Below are 20,478 nucleotides of genomic sequence, written 5' to 3'. Positions count from 1 at the left end.
CAAGTTGGCATGCAAGATAAAGATAGTGGCACCTTATTGCGTGCCTCTTTGCAAAGAAACGCAATCAGGTACCACGCATCCGGCACTTTATTTATCCAGATCTACTTTTTTGAAGTAATGATGCGCTGTGGAATCCATTTTGAAGCCGATCACGTTCTTGCGTACCGGTGTGTAACGCAAAGAATGTGCCAGTAACAGTAATGGTGCTTCTTCGCGCACGATTTCCTGTGCCTGCTCGTACAGCTTCGCCCTTTCCGCCTGTTTGGGAGTCAGTTTGGCTTTCTGAATCAGGCTTTCATAATCCTTGTTGCACCACCTTGGAATATTGCCACCGCCCTTGACAGCTTCGCATCCCAAAATTGGTTCAAAAAAATTATCCGGGTCACCATTGTCCCCGGACCAGCCAAACATCATCGAGTGTTGCTCACCTGTCTTGCTGCGTTTTTTATACTCTGTCCATTCATAAGTGGTCAGCTTGGTCTTGACACCGATCTTTGCCCAGTCTGCCTGTATCAGCTCGGCCATGCGTTTGCCATCTGGGTTGTAAGGACGCGAAACCGGCAAGTACCAGAGTTCAACATCAACACCGTTTGGATAACCTGCCTTGGCCATCAATTCCTTAGCCTTGGCCAGGTCATAAGGGTATTCTTTGACCTTGTCGTTATATGACCACATGGTTGGCGGGATGACATTTTTGGCAATCTGTCCGGTACCTGCATAGACAGATTTGAGTATGGCCGCACGATCTACTGCAAGATTAAGCGCCTGGCGCACCAGCTTGTTGTCGAAAGGTTTTTTCTCTACGTTAAAGCCGACATAGCCAATGTTCAAACCTTGCTGAGAAAGCAGCTTGATATTGGGGTCGCTTTTCATCAACTCGACATCTGCCGGTTTGGGCAGGGCCATGACATGGCATTCGCCAGCCTTCAATTTTGCATAGCGGACAGATGCATCTGGTGTAATGGCATACACAAGATTATCAATTTTGGGACGTCCATCCCAGTAGCCATCATGAGCCTTATAGCGGATGATGGCGTCTTTTTGGTAAGACACAAACTGGAATGCACCTGTGCCGATGATTTCTTTATCGATCAGGTCCGGTGTGCCGGCAGCTTTCATTTTTTCAGCATATTCAGCGGAATGTACTGACATGAAATCCATCGTCAGCGTTGCCAGAAAAGGGGCTTCCTGGCGTTTGAGTTTGAAGCGCACGGTCATGTCATCGACTTTTTCAAGTTTGTCGACAATTTTGGCTATACCCAAATCCTGAAAATAGGCGTAGGTCTGGCCGGGAGTATTCTTGTGAAATGGATGATTTTCATCTGCCATGCGGTAGTAGCTGAACAAGATGTCATCCGCATTCATGTCACGACTGGGTTTGAATCTGGCATTGCTGTGAAACTTGACACCTTTGCGCAGCTTGAAGGTATAGGTCAGGCCATCGGCAGAAATATCCCAGGACTCTGCCAGTGCCGGGGTGATGTTTGTCGTACCGGTTTCCATTTCCACCAGGCGGTTATACATGGGGACCGAACCTGCATCCGCCGTAGTACCCGTGGTAAAAAACTGCGGGTTAAAACCTTCGGGGCTGCCCTCAGAGCAAAATACCAAGGTCTTTGCCGCCATTGCAGCGCCGGCATGTGCGCCGAGGAATGCACCCAAAATTGCCAAAGAACCAGCCTTCAACATCCAGTTACCTTTTTTCATCCAGACTCTCCACAGTGAACAAGTACCAGTAAAAAACGACAAGCCGATTGTGCCACAGCCAATTTGCACAGACTTTTGTATTGTGCAGCAATTCGACAATATTTGTATTATTTTGTTACAAAGCCAAAGAAAATTTTGAAATTAAATTAGCCAATCAAGCCTTGTTGGAAGTGGGGCGGTTTTCTTTCAAAGAAGTTTTGTAGCGTGTTGCGAATATGATGCATGCTATCCATTTCCTTACAGTAATCACCATGGGACATAACTCTCAAATGAGAATTGTCAAGCATGCCTTCCAACAAAAATTCAATCATAGCCAGACATATGAGTTTAATTGTCAATACATCGCCTGACGCAATCAAAAAAATCATAAGAAGCGATGGCAGACAGCTTGAAGTCCTTGTCCAGATTCCGCCGGGCCAGGGACCATATCCGGCATTGATACTGGCCCCGGGCTTGAGATATGACCTGCTTCGTCCGGTCCTTGCTCAGTTGGCGAATTATCTGCTATCACAGGGATTTGCTGTCTACAGATTTAACTGGGCGTTTTATACTACCGATGCACTCCTTGGCGAACCATCACCTGACCTGTCCACAGAGCTTGATGATATCCGCATGGTACTGGACATGGTGAGAGTGGAGGAATGCGTCGACCAGAAAAGGATTTCTGTGGGTGGTAAATCGTTCGGTTCTATTGTTGCCTGGAGATTGTTTTCTGAAGAAACCGACTTGTACCGTTGCATCCTGCTGACACCCTTGTGCAAGGCATCTGCCGGTGCCAATCAGAACGAGATACCAAGCGAGGCGAAGGGGCACTATCCTGATCTGATAAAAGAACGACGACCAGTCCTGATGCTTGCCGGCGACCAGGACCCGTATTGCGACTTACCGACGCTGTATCGCCTTGCTTCTGTGGCTACCGGCAAGCTCAGTATTGTCACCCTTGAGGGTAACCACAGTTTTGAAATGCCTGCATCGGGTCAGATGGAGGGAATCGCGATGGTGAAATTTGAGCGTAATATCAATCTGCTGTCGCGTCATGTGGAGAATTTCCTGATGAGATAAATTTCATCAAGCATCAAGTACTTAACGGCACTTACACGGCACTTAAAAATCTATGTGCTCCACCAGTAATTGCACCTTGGTTACGCCATTATATTCATTGGCATCAAGGCGAAAGGCTACACGTACGTTTTCTGGCAAACTGGCCGTATGACCAAACCAGATGGCATCGTACCTGAGCTTGTTCTTTTCCAGCACCAGTTTCAAATGTCTTTCTTTTAAAATTCTTTGTGAAATCAGTTTGAAATCATCACAGAAAATCGGTGGCGGGAAACCTTGCCCCCACACCTGCGTATCAAGCAGGCGGATAAAGTCGGTCGTGAAATAAGCCTCTTCCAGCGCTCCATCGGTTTCAACGATACGCTCCAGTTGATGCGCCTGCAGCCAGCTCTTGCCGACAGCTTCAAATGCCAGCTGGAATGAGGTGAAATCTTCTGCACGCAAGGTCAGGCCCGCTGCCATCGCATGTCCACCGAATTTCTGTATCAGGTTTGGTGCATGCTTTGATACCAAATCCAGCGCGTCACGCAGATGGAAGCCAGGGATGGAGCGACCAGACCCTTTGATCAGGCCATCGCCACCGGGTGCAAAGGTGATGGTGGGGCGGTAAAATTTATCCTTGAGCCGGGAGGCCACGATGCCTATCACGCCCTGGTGCCAGCTCTCGTCAAATACGGTAATGGTATTGCTGTCCTGCGCCTGGAAATCATCAAGATGCAATAGAGCCACGTCCTGCATTTCGCGTTCTATGTCTTTGCGGTCTGCGTTGATACCGTTAAGGTCCTGGGCAATTTGCCAGGCGCGCCCCTCATCATCGGTAGTCAGGCATTCTATGCCCAGAGACATATCGGCCAGTCGACCAGCGGCATTCAGCCTGGGGCCAAGCGCAAAACCTAGGTCAAAGGGGCTGGCGTTGTGTGGCTCACGCCCGGCCACGCGGAACAGGGCAGCAATACCTGGACACATGCGGCCTGCACGCATACGTTTTAAGCCCTGCGCGACCAGGATGCGGTTGTTGGCATCGAGCTTGACCACGTCAGCGACGGTGCCTAGCGCGACCAGGTCTAGCAAGGTGTCAAGCTTGGGCTGCGATTGCTGATCGAATACGCCACGTTGCCGCAGTTCAGCCCGTAGAGCCAACAGGACATAAAACATGACGCCGACACCAGCCAGGTTTTTGCTGGGGAAGTTGCAGTGCGGCTGGTTGGGATTGACGATGACGGCAGCGTCAGGCAATTGATCGCCGGGCAGGTGGTGATCGGTAACAACAACGGCGATGCCTTGAGTATTGGCTGCGGCGACGCCATCGACACTGGCAATACCGTTGTCGACAGTGACAATGACATCGGGCGACTTCTCTCTTTGCGTCAACGCGACGATTTCGGGTGTCAGGCCATAACCGTACTCGAAACGGTTTGGCACGATGTAATCAACGACAGCTCCGAGCATGCGCAAGCCACGCAGGCCAACTGCGCAGGCGGTTGCTCCGTCACAGTCGTAGTCGGCAACGATCACCAGTTTTTTCCTGGCGGCGATGGCGTCTGCCAGAAATTGTGCTGCACTGTCTATATGTAACAAGCCTGCAGGTGGCAGCATGGCACTGAGTTCTGTACTCAGTTCTTTCTCTGCACTGGCGCCGCGCGACGCATACAGGCGCGCCAGCACAGGATGCAAGCCACTTTGGCGCAACATTTCGGATTCACGGAATGGACAAGGGCGTACGGTAATGCGGGTCATGAAATGGAAAATAAATGGTTTAATGAGGGGCGGAGCCAGAATTTTCGCAAGGACCAGGTACTGAGCTTGAAGCTGACCAGCCTGCAAGCGTCACTTGTCCATATGTCCAGGCTGCTGATCTGCTTGTTCCTCATACTGGCAAGCAAGGGAGCGAAGCATTTTTTTTCAAGCGCGTGCATTTGCTCCAGCCATAAGCCCCAATCATTATTGAGCCCGGCTTCAGACAGGTGATCAAGCAGTATGGTTTGTTGGCTAATTATGCAAGTGTCGTTGCCAAGAAAATTTGTCAGGTCATGTACGACAAGATATTTTCTTGCTGCTGAATTGGGTGCGTTCGCCCCTCTGGATATCCAGACCGAATTGATCGCCTTTTTACCTTGCATTTCACGTCTGGCATTGACGTCGCTGGTAAACCACAACATCTGGATTTCGTTTTGCAGCTTGCGCCAGACTCGCTCAAATTCGCCTTTGGGCATCCAGATGTCAATATTGTGGCCACAGGCGGCGTCAACAGTCGCGGTCTGCAGGCCTGACCATGCGTCAGCACGCAAGAACCAGGTGTGGGCGTCACCATACAATAAGGTCAGACCCATTTCTGCACAGCTTTCTGCGGCAACGGCAAACAGCGCGCGGGCATCGGTTTCGTCGATATGCAAGCGTCTTTGATCTGTCAGGACCAGATGATCCCTGGCGATATGTATGTGTACCGGCTGCAATAGGAACCAATAGCCTGACGATGGTGTCTGAGACGCAGACTGCATCAGATCCCAGCTGTTGGCCGGGCTGTTCGCTGATTTTTCGGGGGGGAACTGGCCAGCAAGCCAGTATTCATGACTCAATGCACGGGAAAATTCATCTATTTCCTGGACTGCGGGCTTACTCGAGCAGGCGAGCAGTTTTGCCAGTGCAGGTGTATGCAACTCTTTTAACAAGTCTTTTGCAAGGCTGGCAGGCGGGATGCCAAACGGGATAATCAATTCTAAATGGCTCATATTGCTGTATTGTAGGGCAAACGTATGGCAAACTGCTGGCTGCTTTCATATAACAAGTGTAAACGCAGTGAAAAATCTATCTTTTGAATGGCTGGTTGGCCTGCGCTATACCAGGGCTGGCCGTCGTAGTGGCCGGAATAGTTTTATTTCTTTTATATCGCTCATTTCCATGGCAGGTATCACCCTGGGGGTGGCCGCCCTGATTATCGTGATTTCTGTCATGAATGGCTTCCAGAAAGAAGTCAGGGACCGCATGTTGTCCGTACTGGCACACGTTGAAGTCTTTGACGCTACCGGCGCCTTGCCAGACTGGAAGAATACGGCGCTGGAAGTGCAAAGAAATCCTGCTGTCAAGGGAACGGCACCCTATGTCGATGGACAAGCCATGATCATTCGCGACGACGTGATGCGCGGCGTGATTTTGCGCGGAATCTTGCCCGACGAAGAAAGCAAGGTTTCGGAAGTGGCAAGCAAGATCAAATATGGCAACTGGGCTGACCTGAAACCAGGCGAGTTCAATATCGTCCTGGGTTCGGCACTGGCTGCCAGCCTGCATGTACGCATAGGAGAAAAAATTACCCTGGCAGCCCCGGAAGGGCAGATGACGCCAGCAGGTATGGTGCCGCGTCTGAAGGCGTTTACCGTTGTTGGTGTCTTTGAGGCCGGACATTATGAATTCGATTCAGGCATGGCCTTCATGCATATCGATGATGCACAAAAGTTTTTTCGTCTCAGTGCGCCATCCGGCTTGCGCCTGCGCATACAGGATATGTTGAAAGCGCCACAAATTGCACGTGAACTGGCACGTTCATTGTCCGGTGACTTGCTCATTCGTGACTGGTCCCAGCAAAATAAGAATTATTTTGCTGCAGTCAAGACAGAAAAAACCATGATGTTTATCATTTTAACAATGATTATCGCTGTCGCTGCATTTAACCTGGTATCGACACTGGTGATGACGGTGACGGATAAACAGGCTGATATAGCCATCCTGCGTACATTGGGCGCTTCACCGGCTTCTATCATGAAGATATTCGTCATACAGGGAGCGACGGTAGGACTGGCCGGTACTGCCATCGGGGTCATCATGGGAATCATCGTTTCATTGAACATCGATGTGATCGTGCCGTTTATAGAACATCTGCTTGGTGTGCAATTTTTACCAAAAGATATTTATGTGATCAGCGCATTGCCTTCGGACTTGCAAGCCGGTGATGTGTCAACTATAGGTCTGGTAGCCGTCACGCTGGCTTTACTGGCGACGATCTACCCAAGCTGGCGTGCTTCACGCGTAAAACCTGCGGAGGCACTGCGTTATGAGTAATCACAATACAATGAAACCGGAAAGTGTTATTTCCTGCAATCAGTTAGGCAAAACTTTTTCTGAAGGGGCTGATGCTGTCCGCGTACTCAATGACATCAATTTCAGTGTCAACAAGGGGGAGCGTATTGCCATTATCGGCGCATCAGGTTGTGGCAAGTCCACGCTCCTGCACTTGCTGGGTGGTCTGGATACGCCAAGCCAGGGGACGGTAAGCCTGCAAGGTCAGGATATGGCACGCTTAAGTGAGACTGCACGCGGTAATCTGCGCAACCAGGCTTTGGGTTTCGTTTACCAGTTCCACCATCTGCTGCCGGAATTCTCTGCAATCGATAATGTCGCCATGCCCTTGATGATACGTCGCATGGCGCGTAGTGAAGCACGCGCAGCAGCGCAGGCAATATTGGAAAAAGTTGGTCTGGGTCACAGGGTAAAGCATGTACCAGGCGAATTGTCAGGAGGCGAACGTCAGCGTGTGGCTTTAGCGCGCGCCCTGGTAACCGGGCCGGCCTGCGTGCTGGCAGATGAGCCTACCGGTAATCTTGATGGCAGTACAGCACAACAGGTGTTCGCCCTGATGCTGGAGTTGTCACGTACACTGGGAACTGCCTTTGTCATCGTTACCCATGATGCTGAACTGGCAGGCCGGTGTGATCGTGTGTATCGTTTATCAGATAGCGGCCTGCAACTGGAAATGACACCTGAAGAAGCTTTTAAAAAGAAAATAAAAGAAATTATATAAAATGAATGGCAAACCAGCCCGTAAAATGCATTGTCGCCATGCACCTGCCAAGTGTCTGCTTGCAGGTGTGGTCGCGCTGACAGGGCAGGTTGGTTGGGGTGCCGATACGACAGAACTGGTCTTGCAACTGGAAACCTCGCTGACCAGCGACAGTAATCCTTTTCGCTTTTATGATCAGGCAGCTACTGGCCAGGTCACTGATGAGCAAGCACCAAACAATCAATTCCGTCATCGTGACACTGTCACGGGTACCGATATACGTGCCGGCGCCATTGTCCCCGTCCTGTCTGAACGTACCCGGTTGATACTCACAGGTTCACTTGGCAATCGGCACTACAAGAATTATAAAGACCTGGACCACCATCTGGTGGCAGGTGATGCCAACCTGGAGTGGGCTGCTGGCAAGTTATTAAATGGCAATGTGACGGCTGGCAAGGAAGACCGTCTGTTTCAATATATTAACGGTAGCCTGACTGACAAGGACGTGTCACATCAAAAACGGGCTGCAGCAAACATCAATTTCAAATTGACTGACGAATGGTCTTTGAATGCCGGATTAGATCGTGCCAGCCTGTATTATGATCTGCCCGTGAATCAGTTGTATAACTTTGAAGAGCGCGGCAGACAATTGAGTGGTCGCTACTATGCGCCGACCGGGTCCAGTGTTGAAATAGGCACTCGCTTGTCAGAGACGAATTTCCCGGACCGGAACGCCCAGGATATCGCAGACCTTGATCAGGCCTACAAAGAATCCGAACTTTATCTTGATGCTGAGTGGCGATATAGCACGAAAACAGTGACCAGTGCCCACATTGGTGTGATACGCCGAAAATACGATGTACTCAACGAGCGCGACACCAATCTGTCAAACATCCTGTGGCGTGGCACTTATCATTACTCCCCCAAGTTGCGGCTGGATTTGCAGTTATGGGACAGGCCCTTTACGATAGTGGATCGTACGGTCGTCTACGTGCTCAGCAAGGCAGCCCGTTTTGATGCGCAATGGAAGTATTCAGATAAAACGCAGATGAATTTTTCCACACTGCTCCAGAATAGTGACAATGTATTGGTGCCACGCCTGGCTGCCTTGGTCGATAGTGCTTCACGCAAAGAAAAATTATTGCGCGTAGGTATGGGGGGCAGTTATGAGTTTGAACGTGGCTTTCGCTTCGTGCTGGACAGTTTCTATGAGAGATTACAGCGCGAATCAGATGGCGTGAATTTGAAGCAGGCTGTCGTTAAAATTGGCCTTGAATATACCTACGAGAATTTACCGGGGAGCACCTACCGCATGGGCTTGAAGCGTTACCAGCATTCTTTGAGTGCTTCAGATAGTTTGCGCTGATCATGAGCCTGGCACAAAGACTCAGCCGTTTTGCAGCGCGTCATATAGGATGTCGCTGGCTGCCATTAAACAAGGCCAGGGGGGTTGTCAGTTTCAGTTTCGACGATGTCCCTGCCAGTGCCTGCCATCAAGGGGCGATGCTGCTGGAGCGTTACCAGGCGCGCGGTACATTTTATGTCTGCGGTGGGTTGACTGACGGGATTGAGCAAAATCAGGTATGCCATAGCGCAGAAGATTTGCAAAGACTGCAGGAAAACGGACATGAAGTCGGTTGCCACACTTATTCTCATACAAACTGTGCAAATGCATCTAACGACATGCTGACGGCGGATTGGGAAAAAAACCAGGCTTTTTTCAAGCAGCATAATATTGCGGATTGCGGTTTTGCCTTTCCTTTCGGTGCTTACGACCTCGGTAGCAAACTGGCTGCGAACAAACGCTTTTCATACAATCGCATTACCGGTGGCGGTACTCAAATTGGCCGGGCTGATTTATCCGCCTTGCGTGCTCAGTCATTGTATTCAGGACGGACCAATATGGATGCCCTGGTTGCTCTGATTGCACATACTGCCAGCCAGGGGGGCTGGCTGATATTGTATTCGCATGAGGTCAGTGAGACGCCAGGTCCCTGGGGGACGACACCAGAGTTGCTGGAGACTGCTTTGCAACTGGCAACGCAGGAGGGCTGCCAGGTTTTGCCTGTGCACAGGGCGATAGATTTTTTTCTTGCTCCATTGTGAACACGAGTTCGCTTGCCCGGTTTTATTGTCGGAAGATGTGCCTGATGCACTTGGGTAAGCTACAATTCTTGCAGTTTTAATCTTGATCTTCAAATAAGCAGATACCATCCATGAGCCAACATAGCCAGTTTACCCTGCTGACACAGCGCCGCTTTGCCCCATTTTTCTGGACGCAATTTCTTGGTGCATTCAATGACAATGTATTTAAAACGGCTTTGCTGACTATTCTGACCTATGATGCCTTGTCATGGACTGACATGGATGTCGGCCTGCTCAATAACTTGATACCTGGCTTGTTTATTCTGCCGTTTGTGTTGTTTTCTGCCACGTCTGGCCAATTGGCTGACAAGTTTGAAAAAGGTGGCATGGCGCGCAAGGTCAAGTTGCTGGAAATTGTCATCATGCTGGTTGCTGCTGTCGGCTGGCAAATGCACCATCTGTGGTTGTTGATTGCAGCTGTTGCCGGCATGGGCATACATTCGACTTTGTTTGGTCCGGTCAAATATGCGTATTTGCCCCAGCATTTGAAAACAGATGAACTGGTGGGGGGCAATGGCCTGATAGAAATGGGAACTTTCGTCGGCATCCTGCTCGGTGAGATATTGGGCGCCATGCTGGTGGTGCACAAGCCCTGGGGCACAGAACTGGTGGCCGGTGGTGCGATTGTCGTTGCCATCATGGGTTACCTGGCATCATTACGTATCCCGGATTCACCGGCGCCTGCTCCCGATCTGAAAATCAACTGGAACCCCGCGACCGAAACGGTCAGGAACATCAGTTTCAGCAAACAGAATCGTCCGGTATTTTTATCTTTGCTGGGTAACTCCTGGTTCTGGTTTTATGGCGCCATCATCCTGGCGCAATTCCCTTTATACGCAAAAAATTACCTGCATGGGGATCACAATGTTTTTGTCCTTTTGTTGACGATTTTCTCTTTCGGTATCGGTGCCGGTTCCCTGTTATGTGAAAAGCTGTCTGGCCACAAGGTGGAGATCGGCCTGGTTCCATTTGGCGCCATAGGCTTGTCTGTGTTTGGTTTTGACCTGTATTTGTCAAGCATCAGCTATACCAATGTTGCTACTGTCGGCGCGATGGAATTTTTAAAGCAGACAGGCAGTGTGCATATCCTGTTTGATATCACAATGATAGGTATTTTTGGTGGCTTATATATCGTGCCTTTGTTTGCGTTAATACAAACGCGTTGCGATCCCAAGCATTTGTCGCGCACGATTGCTGGCATGAATATTCTGAATGCCTTATTCATGGTGGTGGCTTCCTTATCTGCCGTGGCAATGCTGGCAAAAGGTTTTACCATACCGCAGATTTTCATGGCGACAGCCATTCTGAATGCAATCGTGGCGATCTATATTTTCAGCCTGGTCCCGGAATTCCTGATGCGCTTTATCGCCTGGCTGCTGATACATACCATATACAAGGTCAAGAGTATCAATACCGAACGTTTGCCGGATGAAGGGGCAGGGGTGCTGGTCTGCAATCATGTCAGTTACATGGATGCAATCGTCATTATGGCCTCAAGCCCCAGGCCAGTCCGTTTCGTGATGGATCACAGGATTTTCAAAATACCATTTCTGTCCTGGGTCTTCAGGACGGCCAAGGCGATACCAATAGCACCTTCCAAAGAAGATCCGTGGTTGATGGAAAAAGCCTACGTCGATGTTGCCCAGGCCCTGCATGAAGGTGAACTGGTTTGTATTTTCCCGGAAGGGAAGTTGACTTCCACTGGTGAGCTCAATGAATTCAAGGGTGGCGTCATGAAAATACTGGAACGTAGCCCTGTGCCTGTTTATCCTCTTGCCTTGCGCGGCTTGTGGGGAAGTTTCTTCTCGCGTGACAAGCGCAATCCTTTTGAGCGTGCGTTCCGTCGCGGGCCATTTTCCAAATTGGAGTTGGTTGTTGGTGATGTGATGCAAGCAAAAGACGTGACACCCCAGGTACTGCAGGAAAAAGTAAGCCAATTGAGGGGCGACTGGAAATAAGCTTAATTGGTCTTTACGCAAAAACAATGAGAGTAAAATGAAAAAATACATAGCCGGATTTCTTGTGCTCTCATTGATGACAGCATGCGGAGGTGGCAGTGGGGGTGGGGGCAGTAATACTGCTGTTGTTATCCCGACTGCAATAGCCAATACCAAATCAACGACCTTTCTCTCTAAATCAACTGGGGTGCTATACCCCATCAATGTGTTTGTTCCGGCAGACTACGCGACGACCAGTGATGCTTTGCCAGTGTTGTTTACGCTTGATGGCGAATTGAGTGGCGGGCCATTTGATGACATGCGCAGGCGCCTGATGGAAGATGGTACTCGCGCCATCCTGATTGGAGTCGCCACAGCGGGTCACAGGGATTTTGATTATCTGCTCCCGGGCGCCCTGGATTTTTACAAGTTCCTGAGCAATGAACTGATTCCATCACTGGAAACCGAATACCGTATCAACCCCAGGCAGCGAACTCTGGTCGGACATTCTTTCGGTGCTGACTTTGTGCAAACTGCATTGACACTGGACAGGCCCGAGCGCCGGTTTTTTGCCAATTTTGTTGCTGTCGACGGGCCGGTCAGGAACCCGGATGAGAACGCAATTCTGGAAAATGCCATGTTCCAGGCCTCAGCAGGAAAAATGCCGGATACCACCTTTATTTTTGCCAGTGCAGGTGGCGCTGGTTTTGACAAGGATGTTGAGGCTGCGTATCAAAAAATGTTGGGACGAAATTACCAGGGCTTGAATCTGGTACGTTTGCCGACCTATAAAACAGATCACCCCAGCGTGTTTGTGCCAGCCATTACAGACGCCTTGCATTTGCTGTTTAAAAAGTAGCTGTGCCATGACTGCGGCGGACTGCCTGGAAATCGCTGGTACTTCATAAGCTGGATTGGTGCGCAGTCACCATAAAAAATGGCACCCAGGTTTTATCCAGAGTGCCATTTTACAGAGCGGAAAGTACTTACAGAATTTCGCTCGCGTGATCAGCCAGGCGTGAACGCTCGCCACGCGCCAGGGTGACATGACCGCTATGCGCCCAACCTTTGAACCTGTCGACTACATAGGTCAGACCGCTGGAGCCCTCTGTCAGATAAGGTGTATCAATCTGGGCGATATTGCCAAGACAGATGATCTTAGTGCCAGGGCCTGCGCGTGTGACCAGGGTTTTGACTTGTTTTGGCGTCAGGTTCTGTGCCTCATCGATAATCAGGAATTTATTGACGAAAGTGCGGCCACGCATGAAATTGAGGGACTTGATCTTGATCTTGGAGCGGATCAGATCCTGAGTCGCTGCGCGTCCCCAATCACCGGCATCATTATCAGATTTGTTGAGTACTTCCAGATTATCGTCAAACGCCCCCATCCACGGTGACATTTTTTCTTCTTCGGTACCGGGCAGGAAGCCGATATCCTCACCTACAGGTACTGTGACACGGGTGACGATGATCTCATTGTAGGTCTTGGTTTCCAGTACCTGTGCCAGGCCAGCTGCCAGAGCAAGCAAGGTTTTACCGGTACCAGCCTGGCCGAGCAGGGTGACGAAATCGCATTCCGGATCCATCAGCAGATTCAGGGCGAAATTCTGCTCACGATTGCGCGAGGTAATGCCCCAGACACTGTGCTTGATATGGCCATAGTCACGCAAGGTCTGCAACACGGCTGTTTTGCCATTGATTTGTCTGACCTGGCCGTAGAAAGAGGCTTCGCCATTTTTGGGCTCAAGGTAGACAAACTGATTCACCAATAAGGAAGGGATGGTGGGGCCGGTGATGCGATAGAAGGTCGTGCTGAGACCATTGCGATTTTCCTGCCAGGTTTCTATACCCTTGCCATGTTTGTTCCAGAAATCGTCAGGCAATTGCACAATGCCGGAATACAGAAGGTCGGAATCTTCGAGTACATGGTCATTGAAGTAATCTTCTGCAGGCAAGCCCAGGGCGCGCGCCTTGATGCGCATGTTGATGTCTTTGGACACCAGTACAACGGCACGACCTGGCATTTCCTTTTCAAGTGCGGTGACTACACCGAGAATCTGGTTGTCGGCCTTGCCTTTGGGCAGGCCAATAGGCAATTCCCCATTTTGCAGCTTGGTCTGAAAATACAGATGTCCTTTGGCGTCCTTGTTACCGAGTTTGGAAAGCGCTATGCCTTTTTCAATATCGTGATGATCGATGTCACCGACCAGCGCATCCAGTGAACGAGACACCTGGCGTGCATTGCGGGCGACTTCAGACATGCCTTTTTTATGATCATCCAGCTCTTCCAGCGTAATCATGGGCAGGTAGATGTCATGCTCTTCAAACCGGAACAGCGATGAAGGGTCATGCATAAGAACGTTCGTATCAAGTACAAACAATTTGGTTGTGCCTGACTTGTCGGCAGCGCGGCTGGTGCCGGACTTGACGCGACTGTCGTGCGGTTTGGTATTGCTTGGCGCTGCCACTGTGCCTGCTTTTGCACTGACGGGCGCGGTCTTTTCTGCCACTGGTTTGCTGGCGACAGGTTTGCCGAGAACTGGGGCAATCGTGCTTGCGGTTTTCTTTTTTGGTGCAACCTGTGGGGCAGCTGTCGTTTTGATTTTCTCTGGCGTTGCTGATTTTATTGTTTTGGCTGGTTTGCCTTTTTCTGCCTTCGGATAATCCTTGGGCGAAAGCAGCGCTGCTGGCTTGGTCGGCATTTTGGGCAATGGCATGAAAACCTCAATCAAAAAGTGAGAGCTGAAAAGTTAAAAGCCGCTATGGAGATACCAATATTGCTATTGGCTCTGCCACAAACGGCTTTTATCAAGAGTAATTCTGGAGAGTTCAATTAAGTTTGGGCGCTCACAAATTCGAGTACTTCATCAACGTGTCCTGCTACTTTGACTCCACGCCATTCTTTCACTAATTTACCGTTGCCGTCAATCACAAATGTGCTGCGTTCTATGCCGCGCACTTGTTTGCCATACATGTTTTTCATTTTCATGACATTGAACAGATTGCACAACGTCTCATCCGGGTCGGAAATCAGCTCAAAAGGCAAATCCAGTTTATTCTTGAATCCTTCATGGGAGCGCAAGCTATCACGGCTAATGCCAAATACTTTGGTATTAGCCTGTTGAAATTGCGGGTGCAAATCGCGAAAGGCAATGCTTTCTGTTGTGCAACCCGGCGTGTTGTCTTTTGGGTAAAAATAAATAATCAGATTCTTACCGGCATGGTCACTTAAGTGAAACGCTTTGTCGCCAGTCATGGCGGCGGAAAATTCTGGTACCTGACAATTCAGTGCGGAAGGGGTCTCAGCCACTTTCATCTCCTTGGTTAGGGGTGGAGAAATGTTGCTGACGGACTAGATCAGGGCGACCAACTCTCCGGAACGGCCTGGCAAGCTTGCCCATGACAACGGGCGTGTTGGCAAATCATCGTTCTTGATGGATTCATAGTAATCCGCCATGGAAATGCAACGATAACCTTGCTTGCGCCAGCCTGTCAGCAATTCCTCGAATATGGGGGCGAGTTTTTGTCCTTCAAGCTCTGCATGTAAGGTAAATACATGATCTTTTGGACTTGCTGTCAGCTTGAGTATGTTAGCGGCAATATTTGACTCGGTGATGACATTGTCAGCGATGTCGCGCCCCAGCAGCTCATCCAGTGTAGGTAACGTGGTCGGCATCTGTATGCAAGACATGACCGTCGAGCCGACTTGCAGACGATAGGGGCCCGAATCAGCATTCGCAAGGCTGCCATCGTCATTGAGCATTGCCCGGCCATCAGAGGCGTATCGCATGCCGAACTGGTCCAGTTGGGCAAACGCATGATCATTCATTTGCCAGCCAGCTGCACCATGAGTCTTTGGCGCAGCTCCAAATATTTGCTGAAAGCGTTCGTGGGCCTGTTGCATCTGCTTATGCGTCCAATCCTCTCCACGCTGACGTACATTGTCTTGCCAGACCACATGGTCCCAGGTATGTATGCCACATTCAAACCCGGCATTACGCACAGCCTGCATTTCAGCCGTGCAACTGCCGATGTCCGGTGCCGGCAAGAGCACACCATACATCAGGGTCTTGAAGCCATAATGTTCCAAGACGGAGGTACGCGACACCTTCTGGAAAAAACCAGGGCGAAATGCGCGCCGCAAGGCCCAGCCTGTGTGGTCCTTGCCCAGAGAAAACAGAAAGGTCGCACCAGCCTGGTATTTTTGAAGAATGCGCACCAGATTCGGTACGCCTTCCTGAGTGCCACGATAAGTGTCGACGTCGATCTTGAGAACGATAGTAGGCATGTAGTCCGGTATCAGTCCATCAGGGCGCGGGCTTCAGCTACCTGGCTGCGGTAAGCATCGAAAATATTACGCATGGTGTCTGGCATGGTCGTGACAGGTTTCCAGCCCAGTTCTTCGCAGGTGTTGGTGATTTTCGGCACGCGATTCTGCACGTCCTGATAACCCTTGCCGTAGTAGGCCGCAGAAGTAGTTTCAGTCAGTTCTACTTTCTTGGCTGTTTCGGCGTATTCCGGATATTCTGCTGCAAGAGTCAGCATCATGTTCGCCAGTTCACGGATAGAGAAATTATTATTGGGATTACCAATGTTATAAATTTTGCCACTGGCAACACCATTTTTGTTATCGATGATGCGCATCAGGGCATCGATACCGTCATCGATGTAAGTGAAAGCACGTTTTTGTGCACCGCCATCGACCAGGGAAATGTTTTCACCGCGAACGATATGGCCAAAGAACTGGGTCACGACGCGTGAGCTGCCTTCCTTTGGTGTATGAATGTTATCCAAACCGGCGCCGATCCAGTTGAATGGACGGAACAGGGTGAAGTTCAGGCCTTCCATGCCATAACCCCAGATCACACGATCCATCAATTGTTTGGCGCAAGAGTAAATCCAGCGCGGTTTATTGATGGGGCCGCAAATCAGTTCAGATTCTTCAGGGTCAAATTCTTCATCATGGCACATGCCATAGACTTCGGACGTGGACGGGAAGACCAGGTGCTTGCCATACTTGGCTGCTGAACGAACGATAGGCAGGTTGGCTTCAAAATCCAGTTCAAATACGCGCAGCGGCTGTTTAACGTAAGTCGATGGCGTGGCGATCGCAACCAGGGGCAGGATGACGTCGCATTTCTTGACATGGTATTCCACCCATTCTTTATTGATGGTGATGTCACCTTCAAAGAAATGCATGCGCGGGTGATTGAGCAAGTCGCCCAGACGCTCGGTTTGCATGTCCATGCCGTACACTTCCCAGTCTGTAGTTTCCAGTATGCGTTTGGACAAGTGGTGACCGATGAAACCGTTCACGCCGAGGATGAGGACTTTTTTCATAATATATTCTTTTAAAGTAAATGTTGATTGTCAGTTCAGCAAAGCTGTCAGCTCTTGCGCTGTAAGAGTTTTGCCATCCAATAACAATTCAATAATATGCAATGCGCGACAATCGCCACACACGCCAAGGACGTTATTATCTACTACATGTAAGCCTGTCGGCAAATTTGCCGCGTTCCCATGAAATAATCGTGCTTTTCCGATAATGAAACGATGTCCAGCCTGGTCAAAAAATGCACCAGGGTAGGGCGGTGCAACGGCGCGGTGCAGGTTGTACACCTGTTGCGCCGTCTGCTGCCAGTTTATGCGACCATCTTCCGGCTTTCGACCGCCAAAGTAACTGCCTTGTGTCAAATCATTGGGCAAGGTCTTCGCAGTACCGGCGATCAAGGCAGGCAGGGCATTCCATAAACACTGTTCGCCAGCAACTGTCAGTTTGCCAAAGACTTCATATGCCGTGTCATCAGGCAGGATTGGTACTGCCGCCTGTGCGATGATGGCGCCGGCATCGGGTTTAAGCGCCATCTCGTGCAAGGTGGCGCCGGTTTCTGTTTCGCCATGCAATACTGCCCAGTTGACCGGCACACGGCCACGGTATTTGGGCAGCAGGGAGCCGTGCAGGTTATAGGCACCTCGTTTCGCCAGGGCCAATATGTCCAGCGGCAGCATGTGACGATAATAGAAACTGAAGATGAAATCAGGCGCGAGGCTGGTAAGCCGCTGTTTCAAATCAACGGACTTTGGATCATCCGGAGTGATGCAGGGAATGTTCTGTTCCCGGCAGAGGTCAGCAACCGATTCAAACCAGATGGTTTCAGCCGGGTTGTCCGTATGGCTGACCACCAGCTTGATCTGTACGCCACGCGCCAGCAGGGTCTTGATGCAGCGCACACCTACACTGTGATAGGCAAAAACCACCGCCGTGGCGGGGACTTGTGTTGTACTCATCGCTGCTTTCTTAATTGACTTCAGGCAGGTCAGGGCCGGATTGTTCAAGGATAGTCTGCACTACATAACGCGGACGTCCACGCACTTGCTGGTAAATGCGACCCACATATTCACCCAGCAAACCTATGCCGAACAGAATCACGCCCATCAGGAAGAAAGCGATTGCAAACAGCGTGAACAGTCCCTCAGCCTCTGCACCAAGCACAAATCGACGTATCAACAGTAACAGCACCAAACCGCCAGACAGGACGGACAGCACCATGCCCAGCATGGAGAACCATTGCAAAGGCATGATGGAAAAACCGGTCATCAAGTCGAAATTCAGTCGTATCAGGCTATAGATAGAATACTTGGATTCACCGGCCGATCGCTCTTCGTGCTCGACAATGATTTCTGTCGGTTTGCGTGAAAAGGTGTAAGCCAGTGCCGGTACAAAGGTGTTAACTTCACTGCATTGATTAATGAGGTCAATGACATTGCGGCCATAGGCGCGCAGCATATTACCCTGGTCGGTAATCTTGATGCGTGTGATCTTTTCGCGGAAGCGGTTCATCGCCTTGGATGCATAAGTACGCCAGGCAGAGTCCTGGCGCTTGCGACGTATCGAACCGACATAGTCATAGCCTTCACGCATTTTGTCGACCAGGGCACCAATTTCTTCCGGCGGGTTTTGCAGGTCAGCGTCCAGGGTCACGACGATGTCGCCCCGGGTTGCCTCAAAACCGGCTAGTATCGCCATATGCTGGCCGTAGTTGCCATTGAAGAGAACAACACGCGTGACATCGGGGCGCAGACGATATTGATCCGCCAGCAGGGCCGGCGTGTTATCGCGGCTGCCGTCATTAATAAAGACAACTTCATAGCTGACACCACGCGCCGCCAGGGTGTCAAGCGCTGGGTACAGGCGTGCGAACAGCTTGGCCAGGCCAGCTTCTTCGTTGTAAACGGGGATGACAACAGAGAGTTCGGGTTTCATTGGTATGGTTCTGCCGATTTCAGAGAAGGCAGGATTTTACCGCAGAGACGACTCTTTCGACATCTTCTGTATTCATTGCTGGAAATAGTGGCAAAGTAACAATCTGTTTACCCACCCGCTCCGCAATCGGGAACATACCATCAGTAAAGCCGCGAGCACGATATAAACTGAATAAATGAATCGCCCTGTAGTGATAACCCAGGCCAATTTGCCGGTCCAGCATCTGTTGCATGAAGTGAGCACGGTTGATGGACTCCGGCAATACCAGGTGGAACATATGCCAATTGCTGTTTTCAAAATCAGCAACAGGCAATTCAGCGCCAGTTTGTTGCTCAAAGTCACTGCCAAAGCTGCTGAAATAGTGTTTTGCCAACGTGACACGCTTGGCATTGAATTCAGTCAGGTGTTTCATTTGTCCCAGACCTATGGCTGCGGCAATATCAGTCATATTGTATTTACCACCAAGTACATCGACGTCAATACCATCCAAGCCAGTGCGACTGACGCCTTGCAGGCGATATTTCTCGGCCAAGCGCGCCTCTTCTGCATTGTTCAACACCAGGCAACCGCCTTCGCCCGTCATGACGTTCTTGTTAACCTGGAAGCTGAATGATGCAAAGTCCCCAAAAGAACCTATGCGTTTTCCTTTCCAGCTTGAGCCGATTGCCTGTGCGGCATCTTCGATAATGCGTAACTTGTATTTGTCAGCCAGCGCATAGAGTTTATCCATATCGCAAGGCAGGCCACACATGTGGACCGGGATAATCGCCTTGGTGCGTGGTGTGATAACCGCTTCAACCTTGTCAAGATCAATATTGTGGGTCCTGGCGTCAATATCTGCAAAAACCGGCGTGGCACCTGTTTCTATGATGACATTGGCGGTCGCCACCCATGAGTTGGGAGTGGTGATGACCTCATCGCCAGCGCCTATGCCTGCAATACGCAAGGCAATTTCCATGGTGCAGGTACCTGAATTAAAGGTACGTACCGGGCGGCCGCCAAAATATTCTGACAATTGTGCTTCCAGCGCCTGCACCTTTGGGCCGCTGGTCAGCCAGCCTGAGCGCATGACATCGGCAACAGCAGCGATGGTTTCTTCATCTATCGATGGTTTGGTGAACGGCAGGAATGGCAAATTTGACTGGGATGCAGATGTATCACTCATGGTGAGCCTTTCAAGTTTGTATTTTGTTCAGACTGATTTTGATGGCAATGGCATGCTCAGCTTTTGACCAGCAATGCAACGCCGACGATGATGACTGCGATTGCCAGCATCCTTTGCATGGACATGACTTCGCCAAGAAAGTACCAGGCTCCTATCGCATTGACAATATATCCAATGGACAGCAGAGGGTAGGCGATACTGACGTCAACACGCGACAAGCCTATGATCCAGACGACGACTGAAATGACATAACAGGTCAGCCCGCCGATGATGGGGAGCTGGGTTGCCAGTTGCAAGCCGGTAGAAAACCAGTTTTCTGCCGTCAGGTGTATCGCACCGACGGCATTAGTGCCTTTTTTTAGCAATAATTGGGCGCAGGCATTGAGCATGATGCCCGAAAATATAAAAGCAAAAGTATTGAGATTCATAT

The 20,478-nt window shown here is 50.3% G+C and carries 18 protein-coding genes; 7 read left to right on the top strand and 11 right to left on the bottom strand.

Annotated elements, in window-relative coordinates:
- Window positions 1-87: 87 nt before the first annotated feature.
- On the bottom strand, window positions 88-1,707 hold the full coding sequence (locus tag LZ463_RS05805) for an ABC transporter substrate-binding protein (protein ID WP_241454672.1): 1,620 nt from the start codon (window positions 1,705-1,707) through the stop codon (window positions 88-90).
- Between the two features lie 285 nt (window positions 1,708-1,992).
- Between LZ463_RS05805 and LZ463_RS05800 the strand changes: the two genes are divergently transcribed.
- Entirely contained in the window at window positions 1,993-2,769 is a 777-nt protein-coding gene (locus LZ463_RS05800; RefSeq protein ID WP_241454671.1) for an alpha/beta hydrolase family protein, read from the top strand.
- A gap of 42 nt (window positions 2,770-2,811) precedes the next feature.
- On the opposite strand, the gene recJ is transcribed toward LZ463_RS05800, so the two are convergent.
- Window positions 2,812-4,503, bottom strand: a complete 1,692-nt coding sequence (gene recJ, locus LZ463_RS05795; protein WP_241454670.1) for a single-stranded-DNA-specific exonuclease RecJ — start codon at window positions 4,501-4,503, stop codon at window positions 2,812-2,814.
- Window positions 4,500-5,495: a hypothetical protein gene (locus LZ463_RS05790; RefSeq protein ID WP_241454669.1), complete on the bottom strand. Its 996-nt coding sequence runs from the start codon at window positions 5,493-5,495 to the stop codon at window positions 4,500-4,502. The genes recJ and LZ463_RS05790 overlap by 4 nt, the downstream gene beginning before the upstream one ends.
- 67 nt (window positions 5,496-5,562) lie before the next feature.
- Here LZ463_RS05790 and LZ463_RS05785 point away from each other — a divergent pair, with 67 nt between their 5' ends.
- The 6 genes from LZ463_RS05785 (at window position 5,563) to LZ463_RS05760 (ending at window position 12,478) form a co-directional block, all read left to right on the top strand.
- A complete protein-coding gene (locus LZ463_RS05785; RefSeq protein ID WP_241454668.1) occupies window positions 5,563-6,819 on the top strand; it encodes a lipoprotein-releasing ABC transporter permease subunit in 1,257 nt (418 codons plus the stop codon).
- Complete coding sequence (gene lolD, locus LZ463_RS05780) at window positions 6,812-7,558, top strand: lipoprotein-releasing ABC transporter ATP-binding protein LolD (protein ID WP_241454667.1); 747 nt, start codon at window positions 6,812-6,814, stop codon at window positions 7,556-7,558. The genes LZ463_RS05785 and lolD overlap by 8 nt, the downstream gene beginning before the upstream one ends.
- Window position 7,559: 1 nt before the next feature.
- Complete coding sequence (locus tag LZ463_RS05775; RefSeq protein ID WP_241454666.1) at window positions 7,560-8,903, top strand: hypothetical protein; 1,344 nt, start codon at window positions 7,560-7,562, stop codon at window positions 8,901-8,903.
- A gap of 2 nt (window positions 8,904-8,905) precedes the next feature.
- Window positions 8,906-9,643 (top strand): polysaccharide deacetylase family protein, encoded by a 738-nt coding sequence (locus LZ463_RS05770; RefSeq protein ID WP_241454665.1) that lies wholly within the window; start codon window positions 8,906-8,908, stop codon window positions 9,641-9,643.
- 110 nt (window positions 9,644-9,753) lie between these two features.
- Entirely contained in the window at window positions 9,754-11,640 is a 1,887-nt protein-coding gene (locus LZ463_RS05765; protein WP_241454664.1) for an MFS transporter, read from the top strand.
- 37 nt (window positions 11,641-11,677) lie between these two features.
- Window positions 11,678-12,478 carry an alpha/beta hydrolase gene (locus LZ463_RS05760; RefSeq protein WP_241454663.1) on the top strand — a complete coding sequence of 267 codons (801 nt, stop codon included), beginning with the start codon at window positions 11,678-11,680 and terminating at the stop codon, window positions 12,476-12,478.
- Window positions 12,479-12,605: 127 nt separating this feature from the next.
- Here the strand turns inward: LZ463_RS05760 and LZ463_RS05755 are convergent, their stop codons facing one another.
- The 8 genes from LZ463_RS05755 to LZ463_RS05720 form a co-directional block, all read right to left on the bottom strand.
- Window positions 12,606-14,336: a PhoH family protein gene (locus LZ463_RS05755; RefSeq protein ID WP_241454662.1), complete on the bottom strand. Its 1,731-nt coding sequence runs from the start codon at window positions 14,334-14,336 to the stop codon at window positions 12,606-12,608.
- Between the two features lie 116 nt (window positions 14,337-14,452).
- Entirely contained in the window at window positions 14,453-14,935 is a 483-nt protein-coding gene (locus LZ463_RS05750) for a peroxiredoxin (RefSeq protein WP_241454661.1), read from the bottom strand.
- A gap of 36 nt (window positions 14,936-14,971) precedes the next feature.
- A complete protein-coding gene (locus tag LZ463_RS05745) occupies window positions 14,972-15,907 on the bottom strand; it encodes a polysaccharide deacetylase family protein (protein WP_241454660.1) in 936 nt (311 codons plus the stop codon).
- 11 nt (window positions 15,908-15,918) lie between these two features.
- Entirely contained in the window at window positions 15,919-16,959 is a 1,041-nt protein-coding gene (locus LZ463_RS05740) for a bifunctional UDP-4-keto-pentose/UDP-xylose synthase (protein ID WP_241454659.1), read from the bottom strand.
- 30 nt (window positions 16,960-16,989) lie between these two features.
- A complete protein-coding gene (locus LZ463_RS05735; RefSeq protein ID WP_241454658.1) occupies window positions 16,990-17,907 on the bottom strand; it encodes a formyltransferase in 918 nt (305 codons plus the stop codon).
- A gap of 10 nt (window positions 17,908-17,917) precedes the next feature.
- The gene (locus LZ463_RS05730) at window positions 17,918-18,883 is read right to left on the bottom strand and encodes a glycosyltransferase (RefSeq protein WP_241454657.1); all 966 of its coding nucleotides are present in this window, start codon (window positions 18,881-18,883) and stop codon (window positions 17,918-17,920) included.
- A 19-nt stretch (window positions 18,884-18,902) separates the two neighbouring features.
- Window positions 18,903-20,048: a DegT/DnrJ/EryC1/StrS family aminotransferase gene (locus LZ463_RS05725; RefSeq protein ID WP_241454656.1), complete on the bottom strand. Its 1,146-nt coding sequence runs from the start codon at window positions 20,046-20,048 to the stop codon at window positions 18,903-18,905.
- Window positions 20,049-20,104: 56 nt separating this feature from the next.
- Window positions 20,105-20,476: an EamA family transporter gene (locus LZ463_RS05720; protein ID WP_241454655.1), complete on the bottom strand. Its 372-nt coding sequence runs from the start codon at window positions 20,474-20,476 to the stop codon at window positions 20,105-20,107.
- Window positions 20,477-20,478: the final 2 nt, after the last annotated feature.

It is taken from the genome of Undibacterium paludis (assembly GCF_022568815.1).
Taxonomy (GTDB): Bacteria; Pseudomonadota; Gammaproteobacteria; order Burkholderiales; family Burkholderiaceae_D; genus Undibacterium.
The sequence above is the reverse complement of the archived record's forward strand: the minus strand, read 5'-3'. Positions and strand labels throughout refer to the sequence as shown.